Genomic DNA, 24,578 nt, shown 5'->3' on the forward strand with positions numbered 1-24,578 from the left:
TCCGGCGAAGGGGCGCGCGCGGGATAAGCGCTTCGGGATCACCGTAGGCGCGCGCGGAGGAGGTCCGCATGGAGGGCGCATCGGGCGAGGGCGACGGGGTCGCGGGCGAGGTCAAGCGCCCGCGCGACCGGACCGTCCCGGGCGCCCGCGTCCGCGAGCGCGGCGCGGACGAGGTCGCGGGCCGCCTCGTGCGCGCCCATCGCGAGCGCGTTCGCGACGAGCGGCGTCGTCGCGCGGACGCGCGCCGGCGATTCCCCTGCCCATCGCGCGACGGCGTCGAGCGCGCGCGTCGCGGCATCCTCGAGCCGGACGAGCGCGCGCGTGGCCTCGACGGCGGCCTCGGCGGCCGAGGCCGTCCGCCAAGCGGGCGAGGCGAGCGCCTGTCTCGTCGCGAAGGCGGCGCCCGAGGCGTCTGCGACCGATTCCGCGACGAGGGCGCGCGCCCACGCATCGCGGTCGATCCCGCGGCGAAGCGCGCCGGCGATCGCCTCGCCATCGGCAAGCGGCGGCGCGTCGGAGGCTCCGACGGCGAGCGCGGCGTCCGCGAGGCCCCGCTCGAGACCGTCGACGAGGGCGCGGGCGCGCTCGGGTCCGTCGCGCGGGAAGCGCCCGAGGGCCTCAAGATGCGCCCGCACGAGGTCGCGCAGGGCGGCCGCGATCGCGTCACGGTCGGCGTCCACGCCGCTCGATCCGCGGCGCGGGCTTTAAGGGATGCGACCCCGGTGGCCGCGCGTGCCCCGCGTCGCGCTCCGCGTCGCCTACGACGGCTCGGCCTTCCATGGCAGCCAGCGCCAGCCGTCCCTGCGCACCGTCGAGGGGGAGATTCTCGCGGCGCTTTCGGCCGTCGGCGCGGTCGCGGATCCGCGCTCGTCGCGCTTCCAGATGGCTAGCCGCACGGACGCCGGCGTCTCGGCGCGCGCGAACGTGTGCGCCGTCGACGCGGCGCTCGAGCCCGTGGAACTCGCGCGGGCCGTGACGGCGAACGCGCGCGACCTCTGGATCCTGGAGGCGGCCGCCGTCGACGACGCGTTCCATCCCCGCAGCGCCGTCGCGCGACGATACCGTTACCACCTTCCGGCCGCGGGCCTCGACGTCGAGCGCTTCGCCGAGGCGCTCTCCGTTTTCATGGGGCGGCACGATTTCACCTCCTTCGCGCGCCTCGAACCCGGCGTCGATCCTGTGCGCGACCTCCGCGAGGCGCGCGCGGTCTCCGATGGTTCCTTCGTCGTTGCGACGTTCGTCGCGCCGTCCTTCCTGTGGAACCAGGTCCGCCGCATGGTGGCGGCCGCCCGCGCCGTCGCCCGCGACGAGATCGAGGCCGGCGCCGTCCGCGAGGCGCTCGCCGGGAGGCGCGACCTCGACCTCGGCCTCGCGGCGCCCGAGGGGCTCGTGCTCGACGACGTTGCATATGATCCTCCCGTCGCGTGGCGATCTGCGGTCGGTCCCCGCGCGCGCGACGATCTCCGCGATCGTCTCGCGCGGCTCGACCTCGCCCGGGCCGTCCACGCGGACCTCGCCCGAAACCTTGACGGCCTCGCGCCTCCTCGCGACGCGCGATGACCGTGTACCACGCCGCCGCGACCCTCGCGCTCGCCTACGGCGCCGGCGCGAGCCTCTTCTGGACCGCCGTCGCGACGCCCGCGCTCTTCCGCAGGCTTCCGCGCGAAGCCGTCGGGGCGGCCGTCGCGGCCGTGTTCCCGCGATATTTCGAATCACAGACCCTCGCCGCGGCGGCCGCGCTCGTGGCCCTTGCCCTCGCGAACGCGGTCGGGGGCGGCGCTTCGACGCTCGCGGGCCCGCTCGTCGTGGTCGCGGGCGCGGCCGCCGCGGTCAACCGCTTCGTGCTCCTCGCGCGGACGCGCGCGGCCGAGCGGGGGACCGACGCATTCCGTCGGGCCCACGGGCTTTCGGCGCTCGCGAACCTCGCGACGACGCTCGCCTTCGTCGCGGCGCTCGCGGCCCTCGCGCTTTGATCAGACCACGTCGAAGCGGATGCCCTGCGCGAGCGGCAGTTCCTTCGAGTAGTTGATCGTGCACGTCTGCCGACGCATGTACTGCTTCCAGGAATCGCTTCCCGCTTCCCGGCCGCCGCCCGTCTCCTTCTCGCCGCCGAAGGCGCCGCCGATCTCTGCGCCGCTCGTCCCGATGTTCACGTTCGCGATGCCGCAATCCGACCCGTTCGCCGCGAGGAAGCGCTCGGCTTCGAGGAGATTGCGCGTGAAGATCGCGCTCGAGAGGCCCTGCGGGACCGCGTTCTGGATGCGGATCGCCTCCTCCACGCCGCCCTCGAATCGCATGAGATAGAGGATCGGCGCGAAGGTCTCGATCGCGACGATGTCCATGTCCGGTTTCGCCTCGACGATCGCAGGCTCGACGTAGGTCGCGCCCAGGTCCTCGCGGCGCTTGCCGCCGGCCACGAGGCGGCCGCCCTGCTTCTTTGCGGTCTCGAGCGCGGACATCATCTCCGTCACCGCGTCCTCGTCGACGAGAGGGCCCATGTGCGTCGCGGGGTCGAGCGGATTGCCGATGCGGACCTGACCGTAGGCCCGCGCGAGGCGGTCCCGGAGCAGGTCGGCGACCGAGTCGTGAACGATGATGCGGCGCGTCGTCGTGCAGCGTTGGCCCGCGGTGCCGACCGCGCCGAAGACGATCGCGCGCGCCGCGAGGTCGAGGTCGGCGTCCTTCGTGACGATGATCGCGTTGTTGCCGCCGAGCTCGAGGATCGTCCGACCCAGGCGCTCGCCCACGGTCGCGGCGAGCCGGTAGCCCATCGCGCACGAGCCGGTCGCGGAGACGAGGGGCACGCGGCGGTCCTTCGCGAGGCGGTCGCCCACGACCGATCCCGGTCCGACGAGCGTGACGAAGATGCCCGGGTGGCCGTGGCGCGCGGCAACCTCGTTCGCGATGCGCGAGACCGCGATCGCGGTGAGGGGCGTCTTGCTCGACGGCTTCCAGATGCACACGTCTCCGCAGACGGCGGCGATGAAGGCGTTCCAGCTCCAGACGGCGACCGGGAAGTTGAACGCGGTCACGACGCCCACGAGCCCGAGCGGGTGCCATTGCTCGTACATGCGGTGGCCGGGCCGCTCGGAATGCATGGTGTTCCCGTAGAGCTGTCGGGAGAGGCCGACCGCGAAGTCGGCGATGTCGATCATCTCCTGGACCTCGCCGAGACCTTCCTGGAGGATCTTGCCCATCTCGAGCGTGACGAGACGGCCGAGCGCCTCCTTGCGCGCCCGCAGCTCGATCGCGATCTCGCGGACGATTTCGCCGCGCTTCGGCGCGGGAACGAGGCTCCACTTCGCGAACGCCTCCTCGGCGGCGCGGACCACGCGCTCGTAGTCCTCCTCGGACGCCTGGCGCACGCGCGCGACGATCGCGCCGTCGATCGGGGAACGGACGTCGAGGAGGCGGCCGGAACCGAACCAGGCGCGACCGTCGGTGGAGCCGTCGAGGACGCCCGAGGCGTCGGGGACGAGGCCCGCCTCTCGGAGGATGTCGGCGGGAGCGTGACGCTGCATGCGGGGGGATGGACCGCTCCCGCTTCAGCCTTTTGCGTTGGAAAAGGAAAGGGGGCGGGCAGGGGCCCGCCCCGGGTGCTTCACGTTCAGCGGAGCGAGACCGTGGTCTCGGTGCCGTACGTGGGCGGCGTCGTGAAGTCCGCCGGGATCGAGGCGCCCGATTCGGGGATGAAGAGCACCTGGACCGTCTTGCGCTCGGCGATCTCGACGGGGACGTCGATCGCGAACTCGACGAGGTCGCCCGCGCTCATGACCTTGTTCGTCGCGCCCGTGCCCGTGACGTCGCGGAGCCACGTCGCGGTCCAGATGGGCGTGCCCGAGTAGTCGTACTCGCGAACGCGGACACCGTCCGAGTAGCGCATGACGACCTTCTGGACGTCGAGCGGGGGCGCGCCGGCCGAGAGCTCGACGTTGAACTTGAGCTGGTAGAGGTCGTCCGTGGACGCCGTGCCGTTGCGGATGCCGTAGATACCGACGACCTTGAGGTTGCTCGAAACCTCCTGGGTCGCGGCCTTGCCGGTCTGCGAGGCGCGCTGCTGCAGGACGCCGCTCGTGTTGATGAGAACGGCGGCCGCGACGGCGGCGACGAGAACCATGGCGATGAAGACGATGAGCGTACCGACGCCCACCTCGCCGCGGTCGTTCATGTTGCTGTGCTTGGAAAGGCGGTTGGCCTTCATGGGGTCACCTGAGCCCTCGATGCGCGGGGGTCCGACAAGGCCGTGACGCAATCGGGACCCGTCCATCGTTCCCCACGGGAATCCTCGACAGGCTTATGCCGGTCCGTCGGCGCGCGAAGGTCTTTTCCCCCGGAGGCCGGTTGGGCCCGCGTGACGGATCTTCTCTGGATGCCCGCGTGGGACCCGCTCCGGGGGGACGCCCCCGGGACGAACCCGAATTATCTGCGGACGTTCGAGGCGCGCGTGCAGAAGGTCCTCGACGACTGGATCCTCCTCGACCGCACCGCCTTCTACGCGGAAGGCGGCGGGCAGCCCTCGGACCGCGGCCTTCTCACCTGGGACGGCGGCGAGGCCCGCGTCGTCTCCGTCACGAAGCGCGGCGCCGTGAAGCACGTCCTCGAAGGCGAGCGTCCGCCGCCGGGAACGCTCGTTCGAGGCGAGATCGACTGGGACCTGCGCCACAAGCACATGCGCAACCACACGAGTCAGCATATCCTGAGCGCGATGGTCTGGAAAACGCGCCGCGTGGGCACCGTCGGGAACCAGATCGGCGCGGAAGGCTCGCGCGTGGACTTCGCGACGCGGTTCGACGCCTCCGCGCTCAAGGATCTCGAGAACGCCGTGAACGCGGTCTTCGCGAAGGACCTCCCCATCCGTATCTACGAAGAGGACCGGACCGCGCTCGAACGCCGATCGGGCGATCGCGCGCTCCTCAGCCTCGTTCCCGCGAGCGTGAAGCGCCTGCGGGTCGTCGAGGTGATCGACCCCGCGGAGGGGGACGTCGTGGACGTGTGCCCCTGCGCGGGAACGCACGTCATGCGGACGGGCGAGGTCGGCCGCATGGAGATCCTCGGGCGGGAGTCCAAGGGCGCCGACGCCGACCGCGTGAGCTACCTCCTCCGCCAACCTTGAAGGGGGGGAGGGCCCATGCGGCCTCGCCATGGCCCCCTCGACCCCCTGGACCTTCCTTGCGGTCTTCGTCCTCCTCCCCGCGCTCGCCGTCCTCGTCGCCATCCTTGCGCTGAACGCGCACCTCTTCCTCATCCTCGGCGCCCTCGTGTGGGCCGGCATGGGCCTCACCCTCGCGCCCGGCGCCCTCACGGGCGAATCGGGGTGAGGTTCAAGCCCCGTCGGCGCGATGGCGCCGCGTGACGGGCGTCCAGGACATCTACGCGCCGAACAACCGCTGCTTCGGCTGCGGCCCCGCGAACCCGAAAGGCCTCCGAATCCGGAGCGAGGAGGCCGGCGACGGTTCGCTCGTCGCCCGCTTCACGCCCGAACCCCACCACGAGGCGTTCGAGAACGTGATGAACGGCGGCATCGTCGGCGCGCTTCTCGACTGCCACGGGAACTGGACCGCGGCGATGGCGCTCATGAGGGACCGGAAGTCGGACGCGCCGCCGCCCACCGTGACGGCCGAGTTCACGATCAAAATGCGTCGTCCGACGCCGATGCGCGAGGTCACGCTCCGCGCGCGCCCCGTCGAGATCGCGGGCGACCGCGTCGTCGTCGAAGGCACGCTCGGCCCCGGCGACGAGGTGACCGCCACCCTGCGCGGCGTCTTCGTCGCCGTGAAGCCGGGCCACCCGGCCTACCACCGCTGGTAACCGGCCACAAGGTCCTTCCCGGGTGCGCCGCGAGCTTTCAAGCATGCTCCGCGAACACTGGCCGGAGGGCCTCATGGTCCTCGGCCTCGCGCTCGTCGTCCTCGGGGTCTCGGGCCTCGTTCCCGACATCTCGGTCCCCCCCGGATCGGGGCCCATCCTCGTCGCGGTCGGCTTCGTGGCGATGGTGATCGGGCTTTCGGCGGCCGAGTGGCTCCTCCCCGCGCCGAAGCGGCCGGGCGAGCGCGCATAGGCTCAAGTGGGAAGTCCCCTTTCGAGGGGCCGTGCCCATCCGATACTGCGAGTTCCAGCCGTCCCAGCACCGCAACAAGCGCACGGCGACGCTCCTCTTTCTCGACGACGAGCACGACAAGCACCCGATGGCGATCTGCGACGTCTGCTCGATGAAGCTCAAGCAGATGCGGCCGGACTCGATCCTCCGCCCCCTCCACGAGAAGAAGGCGAAGAAGGACGCGGCCGCCGCGGCGCCGGGAAGCGACGAAGCGCCGCCCGCGCCGTGATCACACGTCCGCGACGCGGGCCCTGCCCTTCGGGGCGGGCTTCGTCCCCTTGAACTCGTCGAAGGCGTAATCCTCCCACGATCGGCGGCCGAGCACGATCTCCAGCTCCTGGGGCGTGAGCATCGGCATCGGATAGCGCGCGTAGTCGTCCGTCGTCACGCGCGGGCACCCCGTGTTCACGAGCGCGTCGAGGTGGCGGAAGTACTGGAGATTGTCCCACGAGAAGAAGTCGAGCGCGATGATGGTCGCGCGCCGCCCCGACTGCTCGAGGAGCCGCTTCAGACCCTTCGCGAGGAGCATCCGCTCCTGCCCGACGCGCAGCGACACGAGGATGCCGACCGACTTCGCGTCGCGGGCGCGGGCGATCGCCGCGTGCCGCTGCCGCAGGAGGAGGTCCATCTTGCCGCCGAGGTCGCGCACCTCGTTCGTGTAGGGATCCGCGAGGACGACCGGCTTCTTCGTGCCAAACGCGATCGCGATCGGGTGGAAGTCGCCGGACCCGATGTAGACGAAGCCATCGACGAGGGGCTCGACGCTCGTCCCCGCGGTGAAGTTGCAGCCGAGAAGCTGGGCGGCGCCCGCGACGCGGTTGTCGCCGACGCCGACGACGGGTTCGAAGCCGGCCTTCCGCAGCGCTTCCGCGGCCTCCTTGAGCTGATGCGCGTGCTGCGCCGTGGTGAGGAGCCCCACGCGGCGACCCGGCAGCTCGCCCGCGGCCTTGACGGTCACGGCCGAGACGTCCGCGCGATGCCGCGCGGGCACGAAGATGACGGGCATCGTGTGCAGATGGTTGATGGAGGGCATCTCCGTGTGGCCGAAGTGGACGAGCACGTCCACCCACTTCTGCATGTTGAGCGCGAGGTCGCACGCGCCGTAGCTCGGGTCGGCGTTCACGACGACCGCGACGCCCGGAAGCTCGCCCTCGAAGCGTTGGGCGATCTCGGCCGCGTAATCGCGCAGGCCGTCGGGGAACTGGAGCCCGACGGTCTTCAGGTCCGGCCAAGCGCGGAGCTTCGCGAGCGTGCCCGCAAGGTCGAGGTCGTAGCTCGAGAACACGCTCGGCGCGGCGGGCGTTTCGAGGGGGGAGTCGGGATTCGTGCGCGACAGGGTGTTCACCATCAGAGGGGGACGACGCGGTCGCCCGCGACCGCGATGCGCTGGAGGCTCTTGATCGGGCGGCCCGTGGCCTTCTCGACGAGGGCCCGGCCCTCGCCCTTCTCGAAGACGATGACGACGTCCTTCACCATGACCCCATGGGCGCTCAGGGCGGCGAGCACGGGGGCGAGGGTCCCGCCGGTGCTGATGACGTCGTCGACGAAGAGGACCCGGTCGCCGCGCGCGAGACCGTTGATGTGGAGCGCGCCCTTGCCGTAGCCCGTCGTCTGGTCGAGCGTCATCTCGCCCGGGAGCCCGTAGCGGCGCTTGCGGATGACGGTCATGGGGATGCCCGTCGCGAGCGAGAGCGCGGTGCCGAGCGGGATCCCCATTGCCTCGACGGTGACGATCTTGTCGACGTCGAGGTCCGCGATCGCGACGATCTCGGCGACGACCTCGGCGAGGACCGCGGGGTCGAGCGCGGGGATGCCGTCGGTGAGCGGATGGATGAAGTACGGGTAGTCCCCGAAGCGCACGACGGGCGCCTCGGCGAGCGACGCGCGCAGCTTCTCGCCCGTCATCCCACCTCCCGGACGACGTCCGCGAGGTCGGGGACGAAGGCGTCCACGGCCTCGCGCGTGACGTGCGGCATGCAGACGATCTTGACGCCGCGGGTGAGCGGCGCGAGGTTCACGTACCATCCGCGCTCGCGCAGGCGCGCCCGCACGGCGACGGGGTCCGCGACGGGGACGACGACGATGGGCGTTTCCGGGGCGCGGGCGATCGCAAGGTCGCGCTCCGCAAGGCGCCTCACGAGGTGCTCCGCGGTCTCCCACGCGCGCTTCACCACGTCCGTGTAGCCCGCGACGCCGAGGTGCTCGATGACGGCCCACGTCGCGGCGGCGGCCGCGCCGGGCCGCGTGCCCGCGAGGGTGGGCTGGCGCTCGACGCTCACGTACGGGGAGGGCGTGGAGACGCGGCGGAAGTCGGCCGCGTCGCGCGCGAAGACGACGCCGGACGGGATGGGCGCGAGGCCCATCTTGTGGGGATCGAGCGCGATCGTTGTCACGCCCTCGACCGAGAAGTCGAAGTCGGGAAGCGCGTGGCCGAGACGCTTGAGGAACGGGACGACGAAGCCGCCGTAGGCCGCGTCCACGTGGAGCGCCGCCCCCGTCGCGCGCGCGACCTCCGCAAGCGCGGGGACGTCGTCCACGACGCCGTGCTCCGTCGATCCTGCGAGGGCGACGATCGCGGCCGTCCGGGGGCCCGCGAGCCGACGCACGTCGTCCACGTCGACCTTGAAGTCGGGCCCGACGCGCGCGTGGCGCGGCACGAGGCCCAGGTAATCGCACGCCTTGTCGAACGAGAAGTGGGCCGATTCCGGAAGGACGATCTCGCGGCGGCCCGCCGCGCGGCGCGCGGCGATGCGCAGCGCCGTGAAGTTGCCTTCGGACCCGCCCGAAACGAAGGCGCCGAGGGCGGCGGGCGGCGCCGCGACGAGGTCGCCGAGGGCCGCGAGCGCGCGCGCTTCGAGCGCGTGCGCGCCGGGGAAGAGCGCGGGGTCGCCGAGGTTCGTCTCGAGGAACCGGAGATAGGCCTCCCGCGCGACGGGGTGCGGCGCCGTGCACATGCTTCCCAGGATGCGGCCCGAGGCGAAGGAGACGTCGCGGCCGCGTTCCCGCGCGACCTCCGCGAGGACGTCCTCGGCGGGACGCCCCTTCTCCGGGAAGCGGCTCACGGCGTCGCCTAGGCGGGTCCGCTTGAAAAGGCTTTGGGCCGTCCGCGCGGGGTTTCGGCGGGGCGCGGCGCGGGCGGTTTCGGGGGCGGAAGCCCGCGCGCGAGGAAGTCGGCGAGGATCGCGTTGAAGCGGTCGGGCCGCTCGATGGGCGGAAGGTGGCCGCAGCCGGGGACGACGGCGACGGCCGCGCGCGGCATCCGGCGCGCCGCGCGGAAGGCGTGGCGAAGGGGAAAGACGCGGTCGCGCGCGCCCCACACGAGAAGCGTCGGCTGGGGCACGAAGGGGAGGGCCCGCGTCTGCGGGTGGCGTTGGCCGAGCGCGTCCACCTCGAGGCGCAGGGCCTCGATCGCGACGAGCGCGCCCGGCTCCGAGAGAAGCTCCAGGTGGCGGTCGAGGAGCGCCGGCGTCACGCGCGCGGGGTCGTCGACCGCGAGCTTCCAGAGCCTCTCGACGCCGGCGCGATCCACGCTCGAGAGGCGCTCTCCGAGCAGGGGCGACCCGAGCGCGCGGTAGAGCGGATGGATCGCGCGACCCAGGCCCATGGATCCGACGAGGACGAGACGGTCCACGCGGTCGCCGGCCGCCCGCGCGAGGCGCAGCGCGAGGGCGCCGCCGAAGCTCGCGCCCACGAGCGTGGCGCGCTCCACGCCGACCGCGTCGAGGAACCGCTCGAGGAACGCGACCTCGACGGAGGTCGCGTCGTCGCCCTCGAGGAGGCTCGGGTCCGGCTTCGAGGTGAGGCCGAAGCCGAGCATGTCGGGCGCGAGGACGCGGTGGTCCGGGGCGAGCGCCGCAAGCGTCGGCGTCCAGGTCACCTCGGCCCAGGCGCCGAAGCCGTGGAGGAGGACGACGGCCTCGCGCGCCTTCGAGGGGCCGGCCTCGAGGTACGTCGCGAGGTCGCGACCCACCCGGACGCAGGCGCTCCGGTGGGTCGGGGACGGCTCCGGCGGGGAGGCCATGAGCTATCCTGTGTCCCCGGGAACAAGACACTTTCCTATTGTATCTGGCACAGCGTCGAACTCCCGCAGGGGGTGGTCACGGCGCCGTGCCACATCGTCACTCGCCGTCGTGAATAGGAGTAAAATTCATGCAGGCCCCCGCGTCTCGGCGGCCGAGGGATCCGCTTGGCTGCGAAACCCGTGAAGACGAACCCGCTGAGCCACCTCGGCCGCGCCGAGCCCGCCTACGACCTCGAATGGGAGGTCCTCGACGCCGCCGTCCGGAGCCCGGTCGTCCGCCGTCTCGACGACCTCGCCCCGGAGGACCGCCTCGCCCTCGGCCTGACCGCGACCCCCCGCGCGCGCGAGGAGAGCGGCGCCCCGCGCGACGCCGTGAGCGCCCTCCTCAAGGCCACCCGGGCGCGGTGATCGCGTGATCCCCCGTCCCGGAGAGCCGGACTGGTCGCTCGAGTTCCTCGCCTGGTACGGCGTCGAGCTCCCCGCCCCGAGAGAGGCTTGATCCCGCTCCGTCTCCTTCCCGCCGCGTGAACCCCTACCCGCGGCGCCCGACCGACGCCCGCAAGGGCGACTTCGGGCACGTCCTCGTCGTCGGCGGAAGCCCCGTCTTCCACGGCTGTCTCGTCTTCAACGCGAAGGGCGCCCTCGCCGCCGGCGCGGACCTCGTCACGGTCGCGGCGCCGCGCCGCGCCGCCGACCTCGCCGCGTGCGGCAATCCCGACCTCATCACGGTCCCCTTCGAGGCATCGCACCCCGATGCGGCCGCGCGGCGCGCCGTCCTCGCGCTCGCCGATCGGTTCGACGCGGCCGTCGTCGGCGCGGGCGTCGAGCGAACGCCCGCCGCCCACCGCGGGATCCTCGCGCTCGTCGCCGCCCTCGAGGTTCCGCTCGTCCTCGACGCGGAGGCGCTCCGGGCCCTCGCGAAGGATCCCGGCGCGATCGCCGGCCGTCGCGCGCTCCTCACACCCCACGGCGGCGAGTTCGAGGCGCTTGCGGGCGATCGCGTCGCGGACCGGCCGCTTGCGGCGAGAAAGGAGGCGGTGCGGCGCGCGGCGCGGCGCCTCCACGCGACCGTCCTCCTCAAGGGCGCGCGGGACGTCGTCTCCGACGGGCGCCGCGTCGCGGTCGATCCGTACGGGTCGCCCCTCATGACGAAGGGCGGCTGGGGCGACCTCCTTGCGGGGGTCGCGGGCGCGCTCCTCGCGCGCGGCCTCGCGCCGTTCGACGCGGGGCGGCACGCGGCCGCGATCGTGGGCCGCGCGGGGGAGCGCGCGGGACGCGCGCTCGGCGAAGGCGCCGTCGTCTCCCGAGCGCTCGACGAGGTGCCGCGCGCGATCGGGGACCTGTTCCAAAGGAAGGGGACCGGGAGAAAACGAAAAACTTAGGCGCACCGTCCCGAGTGCGGGGGCGATGGGAGGCACCCTGCCCTTCGACCTCACGAAGCTCTATCCCGAGCGAACGCCGGACTTCACGCCCTTCACGGGCGGTCACGCGCTCGTGCTTGCGGGAAGCGACCGCGCGACGGCGCCCGCCGTGCTCTCCGCGGCGGCGACGCTTCGCGCCGGCGCGGACGCCGTCACGGTCCTCGCGCCGCCCGGCGCGGCCGAGAGCGTGCGCGCGCACGTCGCCGAGGCCGAGACGGTGTCCCTCGCGGGCCCCGTGTTCTCGGGCCTCGACGTCGAGCTCGTCGTCGAGGAGGCCGAAGTCGCGGACGCGGTCCTCATCGGCGGCGGCCTCGGGACGCGCGACGAGACGGTGCGCGCGGTGCGCGCGCTCATCTCCGAGCTGGACGTCCCCATCATCGTGAACGGCGACGTGACGCCCGCGCTCCACGGCCACGAGGACCTCGTGAAGGGCCGCGCCGCCGTCATCGCGCTCTCGGCCCGGGCGCTCGCGCACGGCGCCGGCAAGGAGACGCCGAAGACGATGGACGACCTCGTCGCCCTCGCGAACGCGGAGGCGCAGCGCCTCCAGACAACCCTCCTCGTCGAGGGGCCGCGCGCCGTCGTCGCCGACGCGAAGCGCCACCACGTCGCGGGCCTCGCGAGCGCGTACGCGGCGAAGACCGGCCACCACTGCGTCGTGGAAGGCGCGACCCTCGCGCTCCTCGCGCGCGGCGTCCCCGCCTACGAAGCCTCCTCCGCGGCGGCCCACCTCGGCGCGTTCGCCTTCGACCTCGCCGCGCTCACGCTCGGCGACGGCCTCCTTGCCGCCGACGCCGTCACGTTCCTCCCGCGCGCCCTCGTCGAGGCGCGCCGCCGCGCCGCGACGACGCACCTCTCGAACGGCATCGTGACGCCTTCGCCGCTCGCGCCCGCGCCCGCGACGCCGGCCCCGCCGAGCTGAGGCTCACCGGCGCGCGACCTCGACCGCGCGCGGCGGCTCCGCGAGCGGCTTTGCGCGCGGGGCGAGCGCCACGACGGCGACGCCCGCGACGACGAGCGCGCCGCCCGCGAGGGCGTGGACGGACACTCCGCCGAGCCCGAGGGCGACCGTGAGCACGACCGTGACCGCGGGCGAGAGCGTCCCGGTCGCGGCGACGGTCGCGGCCTCGCCGCGCGCGAGCGCAACGGCGAGCGAGCCGTAGAGTCCGACGGTCGCGAGCACGAGGTAGAGGACGGCGACCGTCTCGACGCCGGGCGCGAGCGCGACGCCCTCGACGAGCGCGCCCGCGCCGGTCATGATCGCACCGGAGAGGAGCACGAGCGCGAGCACGGGGAGGCTCCCCGCGCCGCCGAGCCGCTTCTGCGCGAGCGCGTAGCCGCTCCACGCGAGGGCGCTCAGCACGATCACGAGGGCGCCCGCAAGGCCCGAAGCCTCGGTCGCGAAGGCGCCGAGGGAGCGTCCGTTCCAGGCGACGATTGCCGCCCCGACGACCGCGGCCGCGAAGCCCGCAAGCCGCCGCGTCGTCCAACGCTCGGCAAAGAAGAGCGCGCCCCAGAGCGCGAGGAAGACGCCCGCCGTCTGGAAGAGGATCTGCGCGGCGACGGGGCCCACGAGATCGAGGCCCCAGAGGAAGGTGACGTAGTTCGTCGCGAGCGCGACGGCCGCGAGGCCGATCGTCGCGGCGTCGGCGCGGGCGCGCTCGACGACGGAGCGCGCGCGTCCGAGGGCGACGAGGACGGCGAGGAGGACGAGCGCGGCGCCCGCGAAGCGGGCGGCCGTGAGCGTCCACGGCTCGGCGACGCGGAGGGCGATCGCGCCCGCGACCGGGATCGTGCCTCCGAAAAACGCCGCAAGGAGCGCGAAGGGAAGTCCCCGATCCAGGCCCGCCACGCGCGGGCGAGCCCCCGGCGGCCCATAAGGATTCCCCGAGCGACGGCTTCATGACGGGTGAGGGCGGATGCGGTGGCGTTGCTCGACGACGGCCGCCTCTTCTGGAGACGCGTCGGCCTCACGTGGGGCGCCCTCGCGGTCCCGGGCCTCATCGCCGTCGTGTGGGCCGCGGCGTTCTCGTCCCCGCGCAGCCTCGAGGAAGGGCTCCTCGGCGCGGCGGGACTGCTCTGGTGCCTCGGCGCCTTCGCCGCGGCCTTCGTCCTGACGGTCGCGCGCTACCTGCGCGACGCCGCGGCCGCGACCCCGCGCCGCGTCGGGCGGTGAGATTTGAATCAGGCAGCCCCGCCTGCGCGACCCGCACGCGACGAGGGGGCGTGAAGCGCTACCGCTGTTCGAGAGGATAACGTGGGTCTCGATGGGGGTCCAGGGGGCGGCAGCCCCCTGGCGCTGGGGACGGAGTCCAGAGGAGGGGCGCGCGCAGCGCCCCTCCTCTGGCACGGAGTGATCCGCGGCGGTCGCAACCGCCGCGGCGGCGACGTTCTGCGGAACGTCTTCGCCTTGCGTTCTGCGGAACGCTGCGGCGTGCCCGACCCGCAGGTCGGGCGGACATGAGCCGAGGCCTCGCCCGCAGGCGAGGCCTCGGTGTGAAACTCATGTCACGGAGTGCACCGCTGTAACGCCCCGGCCCTCACCACTCCTTCAGCAGGTACGGGTCGAACGCGGCCATGCGCTTCTCCCAGTCGTCCGGGTAGAGCATGCGCGTCGCAAGGGCGATGTTCGACAGGAGGACGTTGCCGTCCTGCGGCGTGAAGGCGAAGCCCGTGACCTCGCGTCCGTTCGGGTGGACTGCCACGGAGGGCACGCTCACGACCGTCTGGTTCAGGATGCGGCCGTAGGGACCGTGCTCGCGGGCGAAGGCGAACACCGTGTTCGTCGCGTCCTTCTCCGTGAGACCGATGTACTTGTAGCCCGCGAGCTTCGCCATGATCTTGTCCTTCGTCGTCGGCTCGTCGAGACGGAGGTTGAACCAGAGCGTGTGCATGTACGGCGTGTTCAGCTTCATCGCCGACGAGTAGAGGTCGAGGTCGACGTTGATCGTCTTGTAGAGGTTCACGACGTCGGTCGCATGGTGCGTGCCGTTCGCCTCCTTGTGCTTCTCGACCTTCGGGGCCTGGATGAACTTGACGTCGCCGACGTCGCCCGCGCGGCGGATCGCGACGAACCGGCCCTCCTTGAGCCTCACGCGCTCGCCCTCGAGGCCCAGGGCCTTCACGAGGACGCTGATGTTGTGCGTATTGCACGAGACGACCTGGAAGAACTGCTCCTCGCGCTTCACGGCCTGGTCGTTGATGCCGAGGGCGAACATCGTGCCGAAGCCTTCTTCGGAGCCTTGCGCGAAGAAGCGCTTCGTCTTGTCCTTCGCCGCGAGCGCCTTGTACTTCGTCTCCTTGTTCTCGAGGCCCGAGTCCTCGGGCGTGCAGTCGATGACGATGGACGCGCGCTCGAGCGCCTCCGTCGCGGTGAGGTCGGCCTTGATGCCGAGCTTCTCGAAGTCGGCCTTCTTGTCCTCCGCGACGGCGAGGCGGGCGCCCTCGTGGCGGAGGGCCACGATCATGGGGCGGTCGGTGGCGCGGGGCGAGTGCTTGTAGAACGTGACCTCGTCGATGCCGAGGTCGCGGCGGTGGCGGGAGAGGAGCCCGACGAGGGGCTCGCCGATGGTTCCGGTACCGACGACGTGGACGATCTTCGCCATGGTTTCACCGTCGCGCGTGCATGGCGGAGCCCCGCATAAGAATCTAACGCCTGTCTCGTCGGGGGGCGCCTCAGAGGTAGCCGTAGCGCATGAGCTGGACGACGACCGCGATCGCAAGCAGCACGACGAGGAGGCCCGCGAGGACGATCCACGGCAGGTTGCGCGACACGGTGTTCGCGAGGCTCGACTGGACCTCGATCGTCGAGGCGCCGTGGCGCTCCACCGTTCCCTGGTCCTCGTAGAGGATGCGCAGGCCGACCGAGAAGGCGCCCTTGACGTCGGGCGTCCAGACGGCGGTCCACTCCCCGTCGCCCGCGACCTTGTCGCCGTTCAGGCCGTCGTCGTGGAGCGGGAGCTCGACCACGACGTCCTGCCCGCCCGCGTCGCGCGTGATGATCACGTGCGCCGTGGAGACGGGGCGGAGGAGCGTGACGCGGAAGGGGATCTCCTCGAGGAACTCGACGCGGCCCTGCGGGAGCGCCACGCCGCCGACGCCGAGTCCCGTGTTGTTCACGTCCACGAGGTGGTACGCGGAGCGACGGGCCTGGCCGTCGTCGGCCGTGAACAGGACGACGTAGCGGCCGTCGGGAACCTTCGTGGTGTCCCATCGGACCTCGCCTCTCGCATCCCCGCCCTCGAAGAGCGTGGTCGCGGTCGCGAGGACCATCGGGCGCACGGTCGCCTGGACGGTGAAGCGGTCGCCGTCGAGGTCGGCCGCGGTCCAGCCCACCGCGACGACGCCCTTCACCTCCGAGTTGTTCGCGAGGCCGCGCGTGACGATCGTGGGGGCCTGGTTCGGGCTCACCCATTCCACGGGCTTCGCGCGCGTGCCCGCGTGGGAGACGAGGCCAAGGCGATCCTCGGCCGTGATCGCGTAGCGGACGATGGCGCCGCGCTTCACGGTCGGGAAGGGAATCCCGAACGTCTGGCCCGAGGGATCCAGGATGGGCGTGTGCTGCTCCTCCCAGAACGTTCCCGACGGGTCGGAGGAGACGAGGACGCGGAGGGCCGCGAGGCCCGATCCGCGGTCGGAGACGGCGACGAGGAGTCTTCCGTTCTCGACCCGGTGCGTGATCGCGGGGGGCGTCGCGTCGAGGATGACCCGGATCTCGCCGCCGCCGCCTGTGTTCCCCGCGACGTCGGTCGCGCGGTAGCGGACGGCGTAGAGGCCCGTCCCGCGCGCGAAGGGCGAGCTTGCGACGTCGAAGGGTCCCGCGTAGCGGATCCACGGAGACGCGGATCCCGCTTGGTCGAGGCTCTCGAGCTGCCACGCGATGCTTCTCACGCCCGATTCCTCGTCGCTCGCCGAGAGCGAGAACGTGGTCCCGTTCGTGACCGCGACCGAGGCGCCGACGTCGCGTTGGGGATCGCCGATCGCGATCGCGACCGTCGGCGCGCGCCCGTCGATCACGAACGACCATTCGCGCTCGGCGTGGGCGCCGAGGGTGTCGTTCGCCACGACCCGCACGGTCACGAGGTCGCCGCGGAAGAAGCGCAGCGACGCGAGGGTCGCGATCGTGTCCGAGGCGCTTCCGCCGAAGGAGGGGAGCGACTCCTCGAAGACGCCCTCGACCTCGGTCGTCTTCACCTTGGTGTAGGTCCGGATCGTGCTCCGGTTCAGCGTGAGGTCGTGGATGCGGAGCGAGATCGTCGGGGTCGCGTTCGCCCACCCGCCCGGAGGGGGCGCAAGATCGTGGAACGACGGCGGTTTGCGCGCTTCGACCTCGACGAGGGTGGTGGGGCTCGTCGCGAGGTTGCCGTCGACGTCGCGCGCCTCCACCGTCGTCGCGTAGGTGTCCGCCGGAAGATCCGAGAGCGAGGCGGCCCAGCGGTTCTCGAGGCCGCGCGCCATCGGGACGCGGCGCGTCGAGGCGGCGCCCTTGAGGACGAGGTCCACCGTCAGGTTCGTGTCGTCCGTCACCGTCGCGGCGAACGCGAGGCGCGCGCCCGATTCCGACGCGAATCGATCGAGCTTGAAGACGGCGCCTTCGACCTTCAGGGCTCCCGCCACGGGGGCCGTGACGTCGGTGACGTTGAACCGGATCGAACGACGGTCGGCGTTGCCGAACGTGTCGTTCGCGAAGAGCGTGAGGGTCCAGTTGCCCGGAAGCGTCCAGGCGCGCTCGAACCACCAGGTGCCGGCCCCGCCCGACGTGCCCGATTCGCGCGCCAGGAGCCTCAGGGGGATCACGAGGCGGTGACCGGCGGTCGAGTTCGCGTACGCGAGGACGGCGTCGAGGACCTGTCGCGAATCGTTGAGCCGCAGGGAGGCGGTGAAGTTGATCCTCGCGTTCTGCGCGAAGGGCGGCTTGCCCGCCACCTTGAGGTCCGAAAGGATCGGCTTGTCGTTGATGACGACGAGATTGTAATGGAGGGGTGCCACCTGCCCGCCGCGCGGCTCGAGCGCCGCCTCGTTGAGGTCGGTGTCGAGCGTCGTGATCGACAACCGGTATTTTCCGGCCGGGAGCGCGAGGGGGCCCTCCCTCCAGTACTCCCAGCGCTCGCCCTTCGCGCCGCCCGCGACGCTAGCGGCCGAGAAGAGGCGGCGGTTCTTGAGCGTCTCGGAGATGAAGAGGACGCCGGTCTCGTTGCGGATGAGGAGGCGGACCTCCTGGATGGCGCCGACGCCGTCGCGCGCCTCCACCGAGAGATTCACCGAGACGCGGTTCGAGATGAACGCCGTCGGGGGCCCGCTGCGGCGCCCCTCGCCGAAAAGCTCCATCTTCGACCCGTTGTACTTGATCGTCGCGTTCGCGAGCGACGGCACGTGGCGGTTCAGCTTCATCGCGAGCGCGGGCCAGCACAGGCCCTCGATCGGCGCGGAGACCTCCCGGGACGCGGTGCCCTGGCCCTCCTGCGTCCAGCGCCGCTCGAGGTAGACGGGCGGGGGGCAGTTCCCGCGGAACTGCGTGTAAGGCGTTCCGTCGGGGTTGCGCTTCGCGGAGCTGAAGAAGACGTTGCGGCAGTCGCTCATCGTCGGGCAGCTCACGCCTTCGTCCAGGATCGCCCACCCGAAGCGCGATCCGTTCCCCGCGAGCCATTCCCGCGCGGAGAAGGCCACGTCGAAGCATCGCGCGCCGCTCGGGCCCCCGTTGCCGATGGGGGAGCCGGCATCCGTGTCGCCGTTGCTGCAGGTGCGTGGGCCCGAGAGGCCCGCCGCGAGGGTCGTGTTGAGGAAGTAGGATCCCGCGAGCTTGTTCCAGGTGACGTTCTCCTCCTCCCAGGGGAGGATGATCTCGCGGGCGGTCAGGATGCGGTCGCGCGCGCTCGCGCGCTGGGGGTCCGCGGTGCCGATCCCGCCGCAGCCCCCGTAGTACATGCAATCGAAGTAGAGGTTGAGCGTCGCCCATTCGATCGTCACGTTCGGGGGGAAGTCGGCGCGGTCGAAGGCGAGGAGGATCATTTCGGCCTTCGCGCCGTCCGCGGGTCCCGTCACGTTCAGGTAGGTCTGCCGGTCGTGGTTGAAGTCCGGCCGCGCCTTCGCGATGGTGACGTCGCGGCTCCAGGGGACGAGCTTGCCGGAGGGGTCGAGGCGCAGCTCGGACGGGACGAGCACACACTCCGTCGGGGACGGGCAGTGGAGCCGGCTCTCGGCTTCGGCCGGCCCGGCCGCGAACGCGACCAGGGCGAGAAGCCCCCCGAGGACGATGAGGCGGGCGAGCACGGGACCTCCGGACCCGCGGGGACTTTTCTTGACGGTCTTAAGTCTTGCGTCGGGCGCGGAGGCCGCGCCCGCCGCGCGCGCCGTCGCCGCCGCGCCCGCCGCGGGGCCGGGTCCTCCGCCGCGGCGACCTGAGAAGGGTTATGAGCGCCCGGCCGAATGCGGTGGGCCGTGTCCCGCCTGCGGTCCCTCCGGGCCCTCGCCCTCGTCCTCCTCGTTCTCCTCCCGGCCCTCGCCCCGTCCGCGGCGGCCGGCGTTCCCCGCGCCCCCGTCGTGCGCGTCCTCGATGCCTGGATGGACCGCGCGGAGGCGGCCGTCGACGCCCACGCGGCCGCGGCGAGCGACAACCTGTCGGCGCACCGCGCCCAGCTGGCCTTCGGCCGCGCCCGCGCGGAGGCGGGGGACGCCGCCGGCGTGCACGCCGTCCTCGCGGCCGTCCTGCCCGACCTCGCGTACAAGCGCGCCTTCGCGGAGGCGAAGCGGTCCGGCGACGCGCGCGGCCACCTCCTGAACGCGAGCCGGGCCCTCTCGGCCGACGCCGAAGCGAACCTCACGGCGGCCCGCGCCGCGTTCGTCGCGGCGGAAACGACCGTGAAGACGACGCTCGGGGTCGAGTATCTCCACCTCGCGGCCCGCGCGTACGTCGCCGGTTCGCACTACCGGGAATCGCTCGAGACCTACGAGCGGGAGCTCGCGGGCTACTTCCGCTACGACGTCGACACCGAGGCGTTCCAGCGCAACGCGCGCGGGGTCGTCACCGTTCCGCTCGCGGCGGCCGTCGCGTCCGCTTTGGCGCGCGACCTCGCGGCCGCCGCGCTCGAGATCGACCCGCTCGGCAAGCGCGCGGTCGCGCCGGGCGCCCTCGCGTGGGCGAACGAGCGGCTCGTGCGGCGTCTCCTCGAATCGCCCGTGAGCGGGCCCCACCAGGGCACGTTCCTCGAAGCGGGCGCGCGCGAAGCGAACGCGGGCGCGCGGCTCCTCGCTGCGGCGGAGTACTTCTCCTATGTCGAGGTCAACGCGTTCGAATCGCTCTCGTTCAAGTCCTCGCGCGGCACGCTCACGCCCGCCGACGCCGCGCGCGACGCGAGGGTCCTCCACAACGCCACGGCGGGGCTCGCGGCGACGCTCGCGCACCACGGCGTGGACGGCCTCGTCCTCGCGTCGGCGCTTCCGATGACCCGCTCGGCCTTCGGGGCCCGGCCCGATTTCAACGCGGTCGCGGCCGAGACGGGCCAGCTGCGCATGGCGGCGGAAAACGCGATCTGGATCCAGGAGCTCTCGACCGGCGAAGTCAAGGTGAACCCGTCCTCGGTCCCGATCGCCTCGGTCGCGATCGCCGCCCTCGGCGTCGCCGCCATCCTCGGCGTCGCCGGTCTCCTCGTCGTCCGTCGACGCGGGTAGCGCGCGACCGAAACCCTTTTCACGCGAGAGCCCGACTGCCACCGGTCCCGGAGGCTCGCTCCACGGGACGCCCGGGTGTTGTCATGATCCACGCCAGCCCGCTTTCCCGCCGCGTCGCGCTCGTCGCCGCGCCCGTCCTCCTCGCGCTCCTCGTCCTCGCCGCGCCGGCCGGCGCGCAGGTCGCGCCGAGCGACCGCTGGCAGTTCGAGTCCGTCCCGCACGACACGTTCGAATACGAGTGGACGGACTGCAAGGGCCGCACCGAGACGTACGGCCTCGCCTCGGCCGTGTGGAACGACGTCGCCTACAACCCCGCGCCGAAGGACCCGAACGATCCCGAGGCGCTCCTCGTGGGCGGCTTCCCGGGATGCGAGGCCGATCCCGCAGGCGGCTTCGCGGTCGTCGCGCTCGTGAACCGGACCGGCGTGCACAAGGTGCACGTCGAAAGCCCCGCGTCGACGCTCTACAAGGTCTCCTGGGAGCCGAGCGGCAGGTACGCGGTGATCGTCGGCGCCTACGACAAGATCATGAAGTACAAGGACGGGGTCGTGAAGGACATCTTCACCGACTCCGAGTTCTTCAACATCACCGTGAGATCCGCGAGCGCGCACTTCCACGGTCGCGACGTGAAGTTCAAGCCGAACGGCCAGTACGCGATGATCACCGGCACGGACATCATCCTCGCCTACAACGAGTCGGACGGCCTCAAGCCCATCTTCATCCCGTCGAAGATCCCCGGCGTGAAGGAATCCTATCTGCTCAAGACCGTAGGATGGGCCCCGAACTCGAGCTTCGCGTTCGTCTCCGGCGCGCGCAAGCACGCGAACAACACGATCGAGCTCGGCTCGCTCATGCTCTGGAGCGAGGAATCGTGGAAGTGCAGCCAGTACAAGCTCTCGGCGCCGTGCATGGTGTACCTTTTCCCGTACGGCCGCTTCACGCCGTGGCTCACCGACATCAACGGCATCACGTTCGAGCCGAACGGTCGCACCGCTTGGATCGTCGGCTTCGAGGCGAACCTCAAGGGCACGGTGCTCAAGTGGTGCCACGGCGGCTGCACGCGCAACGGCCACGAGTTCCAGTGGCACCCCTACACGCACCCCTCGGACCTCAAGGGCGTCGCGTGGCAGCCCTCGGGCAACCGCGGCCTCATGATCGGCCTCGAGAGCAACTTCACGCTCAACATGGAGGCGAACGCGATCACGCCGATCCTCGACAAGGATCTCTGCCGCCAGGTGCTCCCGCCGCGCCCGTGGCTCAACAACACGACGATCCCGCGCAGCTGCGGCCGGTTCCACGGCGTCGCCTGGTCGCCGAACGGCCTCGAGGCGCTCATCGTCGGGCAGGGCAACCGCGACATCTCGCAGGTCCTCCGCTACACGCTGAACGTCACGCCGACCCTCACGGTCACGACGCCCGTCGAGGGCCAGGTGTACCGCTCCGAGGTCCTCGCCTTCACCGGCGTCGCGAACGCGTTCGCGCCGAACCGGCCCGTGAACAAGGTCGAGTACGCGATCGACGACGGCGCGTGGCGCGAGGCGTTCGTGTTCCCCGCGGGCCACGTCACGACGTGGTTCGTCTCGTGGAACGCGACGGCGGACAACGCGACCTACGGCAACCACACGCTGCGCCTGCGCGGCCACGACGGCGTCTCGTCGACGGCCGTGAAGTCGGTGCGCTTCCAGCTCCGCGAGGCGCTCGCGGCGCTTCCCGCGCCCGCGCTCGCCTCCGCGCGCGACCTCGGCACGGGTCTCGAGGTCAACGCGACGAAGGGCGGATTCTTCAACCTCACGTGGTCCCTCGTCGAGGGCGCGACCCTCTACGAGGTGCAGGAGACGACCGCGAACACGGACACGGGCTGGGCGCTCGCCGCGCGCGAGTTCCGCGCCTCGCCCCCGTTCGACGTCTTCTGCCGCGCGAAGGGCCACTACTGGTTCCGCGTCGTCGCGCGCGGCGAGGCCCCGGCCTCGATGCCCTCGAACGTCGTCGGCGTGAACGTGACGGAGGGATGCACGTCCTCCTCGACCACGAAGCCCCCGATCGACCCGAACCCGACGACGCCGACGAAGCCCACGGGCCCGACGGGGCCGAGCACGATCCTGCTGCCGGGCAACAACACGAACGAGACGCCTCCGCCCGACGTCAAGCCCCCCAAGACGGGCATCCCGGGGTTCGAAGTCCTCGCCCTGGTCGCGGCGATCGCCGTGCTGGTGGGGGTCGGCCCCCGTCGTCAGGCGAAACGTTGACACCATGCCATGATGTGGCGTGTGACGGAGGCTCGCCCGGTTCATTGAGCCGCGGCCTCCTGGGAGACACACGCATGCTACGCACGACACGAGCGGCGGCCACGGCCCTCGCGCTCCTCCTCCTGGGCGGCGCGGTCGGCACGGTCGTCGCGGACCACCGTCCGATCCACGCCCACAATGCCGTGAAATGGGAAGTCGAAGAGAGCGAACGCCTGAAGCGCGCGGCCGAGGGCCAGGCGAACAACCTCGACACGCTGCCCTCGGAGCCCACGCGGATCCTCGACTCCGTGTACCTCACGCACGGACTCCTGACGAACCTCGCCGGGCCCCGGTACACCGTGAACCGCAACGGCGGGGAGGAGACCCTCGACGGGGACATCCTCCTGCCCGGACCGGGCCAGTTCTTCGCCTGGTACGGCTTCTGGGTGGACGTCGACGGCGACGGCCTCGTCGACTACAACGCGACGTGCGCCGAAGCCATCTGCACCGCGAATCCGGCGAACGAGTTCGGCGCGACCAAGAATGGAACGAGCGCGGGCATGAACGACGTCGGCCCGACCCCCGGCGCGACCATCGTGGCCTTCGTCGACCCCGGGTCCCACCCCACGATCGACTCCAACTCGAACCCGACGCCGCAGCAGCCGGACTTCTACTACACGTACTTCGCGTTCGCGTCCTCGCCGGCCGAGTACCTCGACCGCGGCTACCCGTCCATCTATGTCGACGGATCGCTGCTCCAGACGTACCGCGTCGCGACGATGGCGAACGGGATGCTCTTCCCCGACCCGGAGACGGCGCGTCCCTTCACGTGCCCCGACGAGGACGACGCCTGCCTCGTGGACATCGATGTCTACCCGGCGGTCGCACCCGGGCCCATCGCCACCCTCTACGGCAGCACGGCCGCACCGATCGTGAACGAGCTGCCGGCGATCGACTTCTGGGCCGTCAACTCGCTTGCGCACGACGGGGGCAGCTGGCTCCCGGAGCCTGTGAAGCCCGTCGCGGGCCCCACGTGGGGAACGCTCACGCCGGGCTACCGCCTCGAGCACGAGGACCCCGGCTCGAGCGCCCACAACGTGACGATCGAGGGGTACCAGGCGGATTACCACGCCTGGATCGACGTCCAGGGCTACTGGATGCAGACGGGCTTCGCGGTGCAGACGTACAACCTCTTCGGGTTCGGCGGCGCAAGCGGCCGGGAGCAATCCGCCTTCCCCGGCGCCTTCGCCGTCGGCGCCCACACCGGCGTCTGGAAGGACCTGAACGAGGACCGCGTCATCGGCGTCGCGCCCGACCCGTCCGATCCCTACCAGAAGGGGACGAAGGTCGACCCGAACAATTACCACGACGGCACGGGCGAGTGGTTCGGCTGGTTCCCGTCCTCGGGATGCGAGGATCAAGAGAAGGCCGTCTACAACGTGACGCTCACGCCCCTCGCCCCGGGCGGGTGGGGAACGATCGGCGTGCTCGTCATCGACTACTTCGCGAACGAGCCGGACCGGTGGCACGTCGTCACCGGCGAGGAGCCCATCGTCGTCCCGATGGTCTGCTACACGTCCGACCCGAACCTCGGGGTCTGGTACGGCTACGACGCCGTCGTGTTCCCGACCGGCAACCGCGACACCTCGATCGAGATCGCGATGAGCCCGGCCGAGATCCGGTACCGGAGCAACGGCCTCAACGTGAAGGAGTCCGTGTGGGACGTGGACATCATCGAGGCGCTCAACCCGTCGGTCTGAAGCCTTCGCGGACGGCCCGCCCTCCGGCGGGCCGTCCGATGCTTTTTTCTGCCCATCCCGAGACCCCGACAGCGCATCGCACGGGCCTCCCGCAAACCGGTCCACATCCCGGAACAGTTTATATGGCGGCCAGAGCGGGCTGGCGAGCCGTCGCGCCGCAAAGCTTAATACTCGTTACTCCGGGTCTCCCGCCGGAGGCATTCGAGCGGGCTCTCGTCCGGACGGGTACCGGCGTGCCCGGATCCAGCCTCTTACCGTGAGGTGTGTCGACTGAAGAACCGTACCGTCCGCGTCAAGGCGTGGTCCGTCGCCTTCGTGCTCATCCTCCTCGGCAGCACCGCCGCCACCGGCGTGGCCGTGGTCGGCCCGACGACCCCTCCCCTCGAC

Annotated in this window: 24 protein-coding genes; 14 read left to right on the top strand and 10 right to left on the bottom strand. The window is 71.8% G+C overall.

The window, feature by feature from the left end; translation table 11 throughout:
- Positions 1-38: 38 nt before the first annotated feature.
- Entirely contained in the window at positions 39-680 is a 642-nt protein-coding gene (locus tag VM889_11200) for a hypothetical protein (GenBank protein ID HVL49115.1), read from the bottom strand.
- A 52-nt stretch (positions 681-732) separates the two neighbouring features.
- Here VM889_11200 and truA point away from each other — a divergent pair, with 52 nt between their 5' ends.
- Positions 733-1,560 (top strand): tRNA pseudouridine(38-40) synthase TruA, encoded by an 828-nt coding sequence (gene truA / locus VM889_11205; protein ID HVL49116.1) that lies wholly within the window; start codon positions 733-735, stop codon positions 1,558-1,560.
- The gene (locus VM889_11210) at positions 1,557-1,973 is read left to right on the top strand and encodes a DUF4149 domain-containing protein (protein HVL49117.1); all 417 of its coding nucleotides are present in this window, start codon (positions 1,557-1,559) and stop codon (positions 1,971-1,973) included. The genes truA and VM889_11210 overlap by 4 nt, the downstream gene beginning before the upstream one ends.
- Here the strand turns inward: VM889_11210 and VM889_11215 are convergent, their stop codons facing one another.
- Together VM889_11215 and VM889_11220 are read right to left on the bottom strand one after the other, a co-directional pair.
- On the bottom strand, positions 1,974-3,521 hold the full coding sequence (locus VM889_11215) for an aldehyde dehydrogenase family protein (GenBank protein ID HVL49118.1): 1,548 nt from the start codon (positions 3,519-3,521) through the stop codon (positions 1,974-1,976).
- A gap of 86 nt (positions 3,522-3,607) precedes the next feature.
- Entirely contained in the window at positions 3,608-4,201 is a 594-nt protein-coding gene (locus VM889_11220; protein ID HVL49119.1) for an archaellin/type IV pilin N-terminal domain-containing protein, read from the bottom strand.
- A 150-nt stretch (positions 4,202-4,351) separates the two neighbouring features.
- Here VM889_11220 and VM889_11225 point away from each other — a divergent pair, with 150 nt between their 5' ends.
- From VM889_11225 to VM889_11245, 5 genes are read left to right on the top strand one after another with little or no spacing between them, the layout of a single operon-like run.
- Positions 4,352-5,113 carry an alanyl-tRNA editing protein gene (locus VM889_11225; protein HVL49120.1) on the top strand — a complete coding sequence of 254 codons (762 nt, stop codon included), beginning with the start codon at positions 4,352-4,354 and terminating at the stop codon, positions 5,111-5,113.
- 28 nt (positions 5,114-5,141) lie between these two features.
- Complete coding sequence (locus VM889_11230; protein ID HVL49121.1) at positions 5,142-5,318, top strand: hypothetical protein; 177 nt, start codon at positions 5,142-5,144, stop codon at positions 5,316-5,318.
- A 31-nt stretch (positions 5,319-5,349) separates the two neighbouring features.
- Entirely contained in the window at positions 5,350-5,808 is a 459-nt protein-coding gene (locus tag VM889_11235; protein ID HVL49122.1) for a PaaI family thioesterase, read from the top strand.
- A gap of 43 nt (positions 5,809-5,851) precedes the next feature.
- Positions 5,852-6,058: a hypothetical protein gene (locus VM889_11240; GenBank protein ID HVL49123.1), complete on the top strand. Its 207-nt coding sequence runs from the start codon at positions 5,852-5,854 to the stop codon at positions 6,056-6,058.
- A 31-nt stretch (positions 6,059-6,089) separates the two neighbouring features.
- Positions 6,090-6,326 (top strand): hypothetical protein, encoded by a 237-nt coding sequence (locus VM889_11245; protein ID HVL49124.1) that lies wholly within the window; start codon positions 6,090-6,092, stop codon positions 6,324-6,326.
- On the opposite strand, the gene dph2 is transcribed toward VM889_11245, so the two are convergent.
- The 4 genes from dph2 to VM889_11265 are packed head-to-tail and all read right to left on the bottom strand — an operon-like array spanning position 6,327 to position 10,118.
- Positions 6,327-7,445: a diphthamide biosynthesis enzyme Dph2 gene (dph2, locus tag VM889_11250; protein HVL49125.1), complete on the bottom strand. Its 1,119-nt coding sequence runs from the start codon at positions 7,443-7,445 to the stop codon at positions 6,327-6,329.
- Positions 7,445-8,002 carry a hypoxanthine/guanine phosphoribosyltransferase gene (hpt, locus tag VM889_11255; protein ID HVL49126.1) on the bottom strand — a complete coding sequence of 186 codons (558 nt, stop codon included), beginning with the start codon at positions 8,000-8,002 and terminating at the stop codon, positions 7,445-7,447. Before hpt ends, dph2 begins: the two co-directional genes overlap by 1 nt.
- Positions 7,999-9,159, bottom strand: a complete 1,161-nt coding sequence (gene mfnA / locus VM889_11260) for a tyrosine decarboxylase MfnA (GenBank protein HVL49127.1) — start codon at positions 9,157-9,159, stop codon at positions 7,999-8,001. The genes hpt and mfnA overlap by 4 nt, the downstream gene beginning before the upstream one ends.
- Before the next feature lie 8 nt (positions 9,160-9,167).
- Positions 9,168-10,118 (bottom strand): alpha/beta fold hydrolase, encoded by a 951-nt coding sequence (locus tag VM889_11265; GenBank protein ID HVL49128.1) that lies wholly within the window; start codon positions 10,116-10,118, stop codon positions 9,168-9,170.
- 165 nt (positions 10,119-10,283) lie between these two features.
- On the opposite strand from VM889_11265, the gene VM889_11270 reads away from it, so the two are divergent.
- The 3 genes from VM889_11270 to VM889_11280 all read left to right on the top strand — a co-directional run bounded on the left by VM889_11270 (position 10,284) and on the right by VM889_11280 (position 12,461).
- Positions 10,284-10,526, top strand: a complete 243-nt coding sequence (locus VM889_11270) for a hypothetical protein (protein ID HVL49129.1) — start codon at positions 10,284-10,286, stop codon at positions 10,524-10,526.
- Between the two features lie 116 nt (positions 10,527-10,642).
- On the top strand, positions 10,643-11,500 hold the full coding sequence (locus VM889_11275) for an NAD(P)H-hydrate dehydratase (protein HVL49130.1): 858 nt from the start codon (positions 10,643-10,645) through the stop codon (positions 11,498-11,500).
- Positions 11,501-11,525: 25 nt separating this feature from the next.
- Positions 11,526-12,461: an NAD(P)H-hydrate dehydratase gene (locus tag VM889_11280; GenBank protein HVL49131.1), complete on the top strand. Its 936-nt coding sequence runs from the start codon at positions 11,526-11,528 to the stop codon at positions 12,459-12,461.
- A 3-nt stretch (positions 12,462-12,464) separates the two neighbouring features.
- Here the strand turns inward: VM889_11280 and VM889_11285 are convergent, their stop codons facing one another.
- A complete protein-coding gene (locus VM889_11285; GenBank protein HVL49132.1) occupies positions 12,465-13,391 on the bottom strand; it encodes a DMT family transporter in 927 nt (308 codons plus the stop codon).
- A 78-nt stretch (positions 13,392-13,469) separates the two neighbouring features.
- Between VM889_11285 and VM889_11290 the strand changes: the two genes are divergently transcribed.
- The gene (locus VM889_11290) at positions 13,470-13,715 is read left to right on the top strand and encodes a hypothetical protein (GenBank protein HVL49133.1); all 246 of its coding nucleotides are present in this window, start codon (positions 13,470-13,472) and stop codon (positions 13,713-13,715) included.
- A 364-nt stretch (positions 13,716-14,079) separates the two neighbouring features.
- Here the strand turns inward: VM889_11290 and VM889_11295 are convergent, their stop codons facing one another.
- Positions 14,080-15,144, bottom strand: a complete 1,065-nt coding sequence (locus VM889_11295) for a hypothetical protein (GenBank protein ID HVL49134.1) — start codon at positions 15,142-15,144, stop codon at positions 14,080-14,082.
- A 70-nt stretch (positions 15,145-15,214) separates the two neighbouring features.
- A complete protein-coding gene (locus VM889_11300; GenBank protein ID HVL49135.1) occupies positions 15,215-18,808 on the bottom strand; it encodes a choice-of-anchor X domain-containing protein in 3,594 nt (1,197 codons plus the stop codon).
- Positions 18,809-18,976: 168 nt separating this feature from the next.
- On the opposite strand from VM889_11300, the gene VM889_11305 reads away from it, so the two are divergent.
- The 3 genes from VM889_11305 to VM889_11315 all read left to right on the top strand — a co-directional run bounded on the left by VM889_11305 (position 18,977) and on the right by VM889_11315 (position 24,191).
- Complete coding sequence (locus VM889_11305) at positions 18,977-20,206, top strand: hypothetical protein (GenBank protein ID HVL49136.1); 1,230 nt, start codon at positions 18,977-18,979, stop codon at positions 20,204-20,206.
- A gap of 83 nt (positions 20,207-20,289) precedes the next feature.
- Entirely contained in the window at positions 20,290-22,452 is a 2,163-nt protein-coding gene (locus VM889_11310) for a hypothetical protein (GenBank protein ID HVL49137.1), read from the top strand.
- A 74-nt stretch (positions 22,453-22,526) separates the two neighbouring features.
- The gene (locus tag VM889_11315) at positions 22,527-24,191 is read left to right on the top strand and encodes a hypothetical protein (protein HVL49138.1); all 1,665 of its coding nucleotides are present in this window, start codon (positions 22,527-22,529) and stop codon (positions 24,189-24,191) included.
- Positions 24,192-24,578: the final 387 nt, after the last annotated feature.

The sequence above is a fragment of the Candidatus Thermoplasmatota archaeon genome (assembly GCA_035540375.1).
Classification (GTDB): Archaea; Thermoplasmatota; SW-10-69-26; order JACQPN01; family JAJPHT01; genus DATLGO01.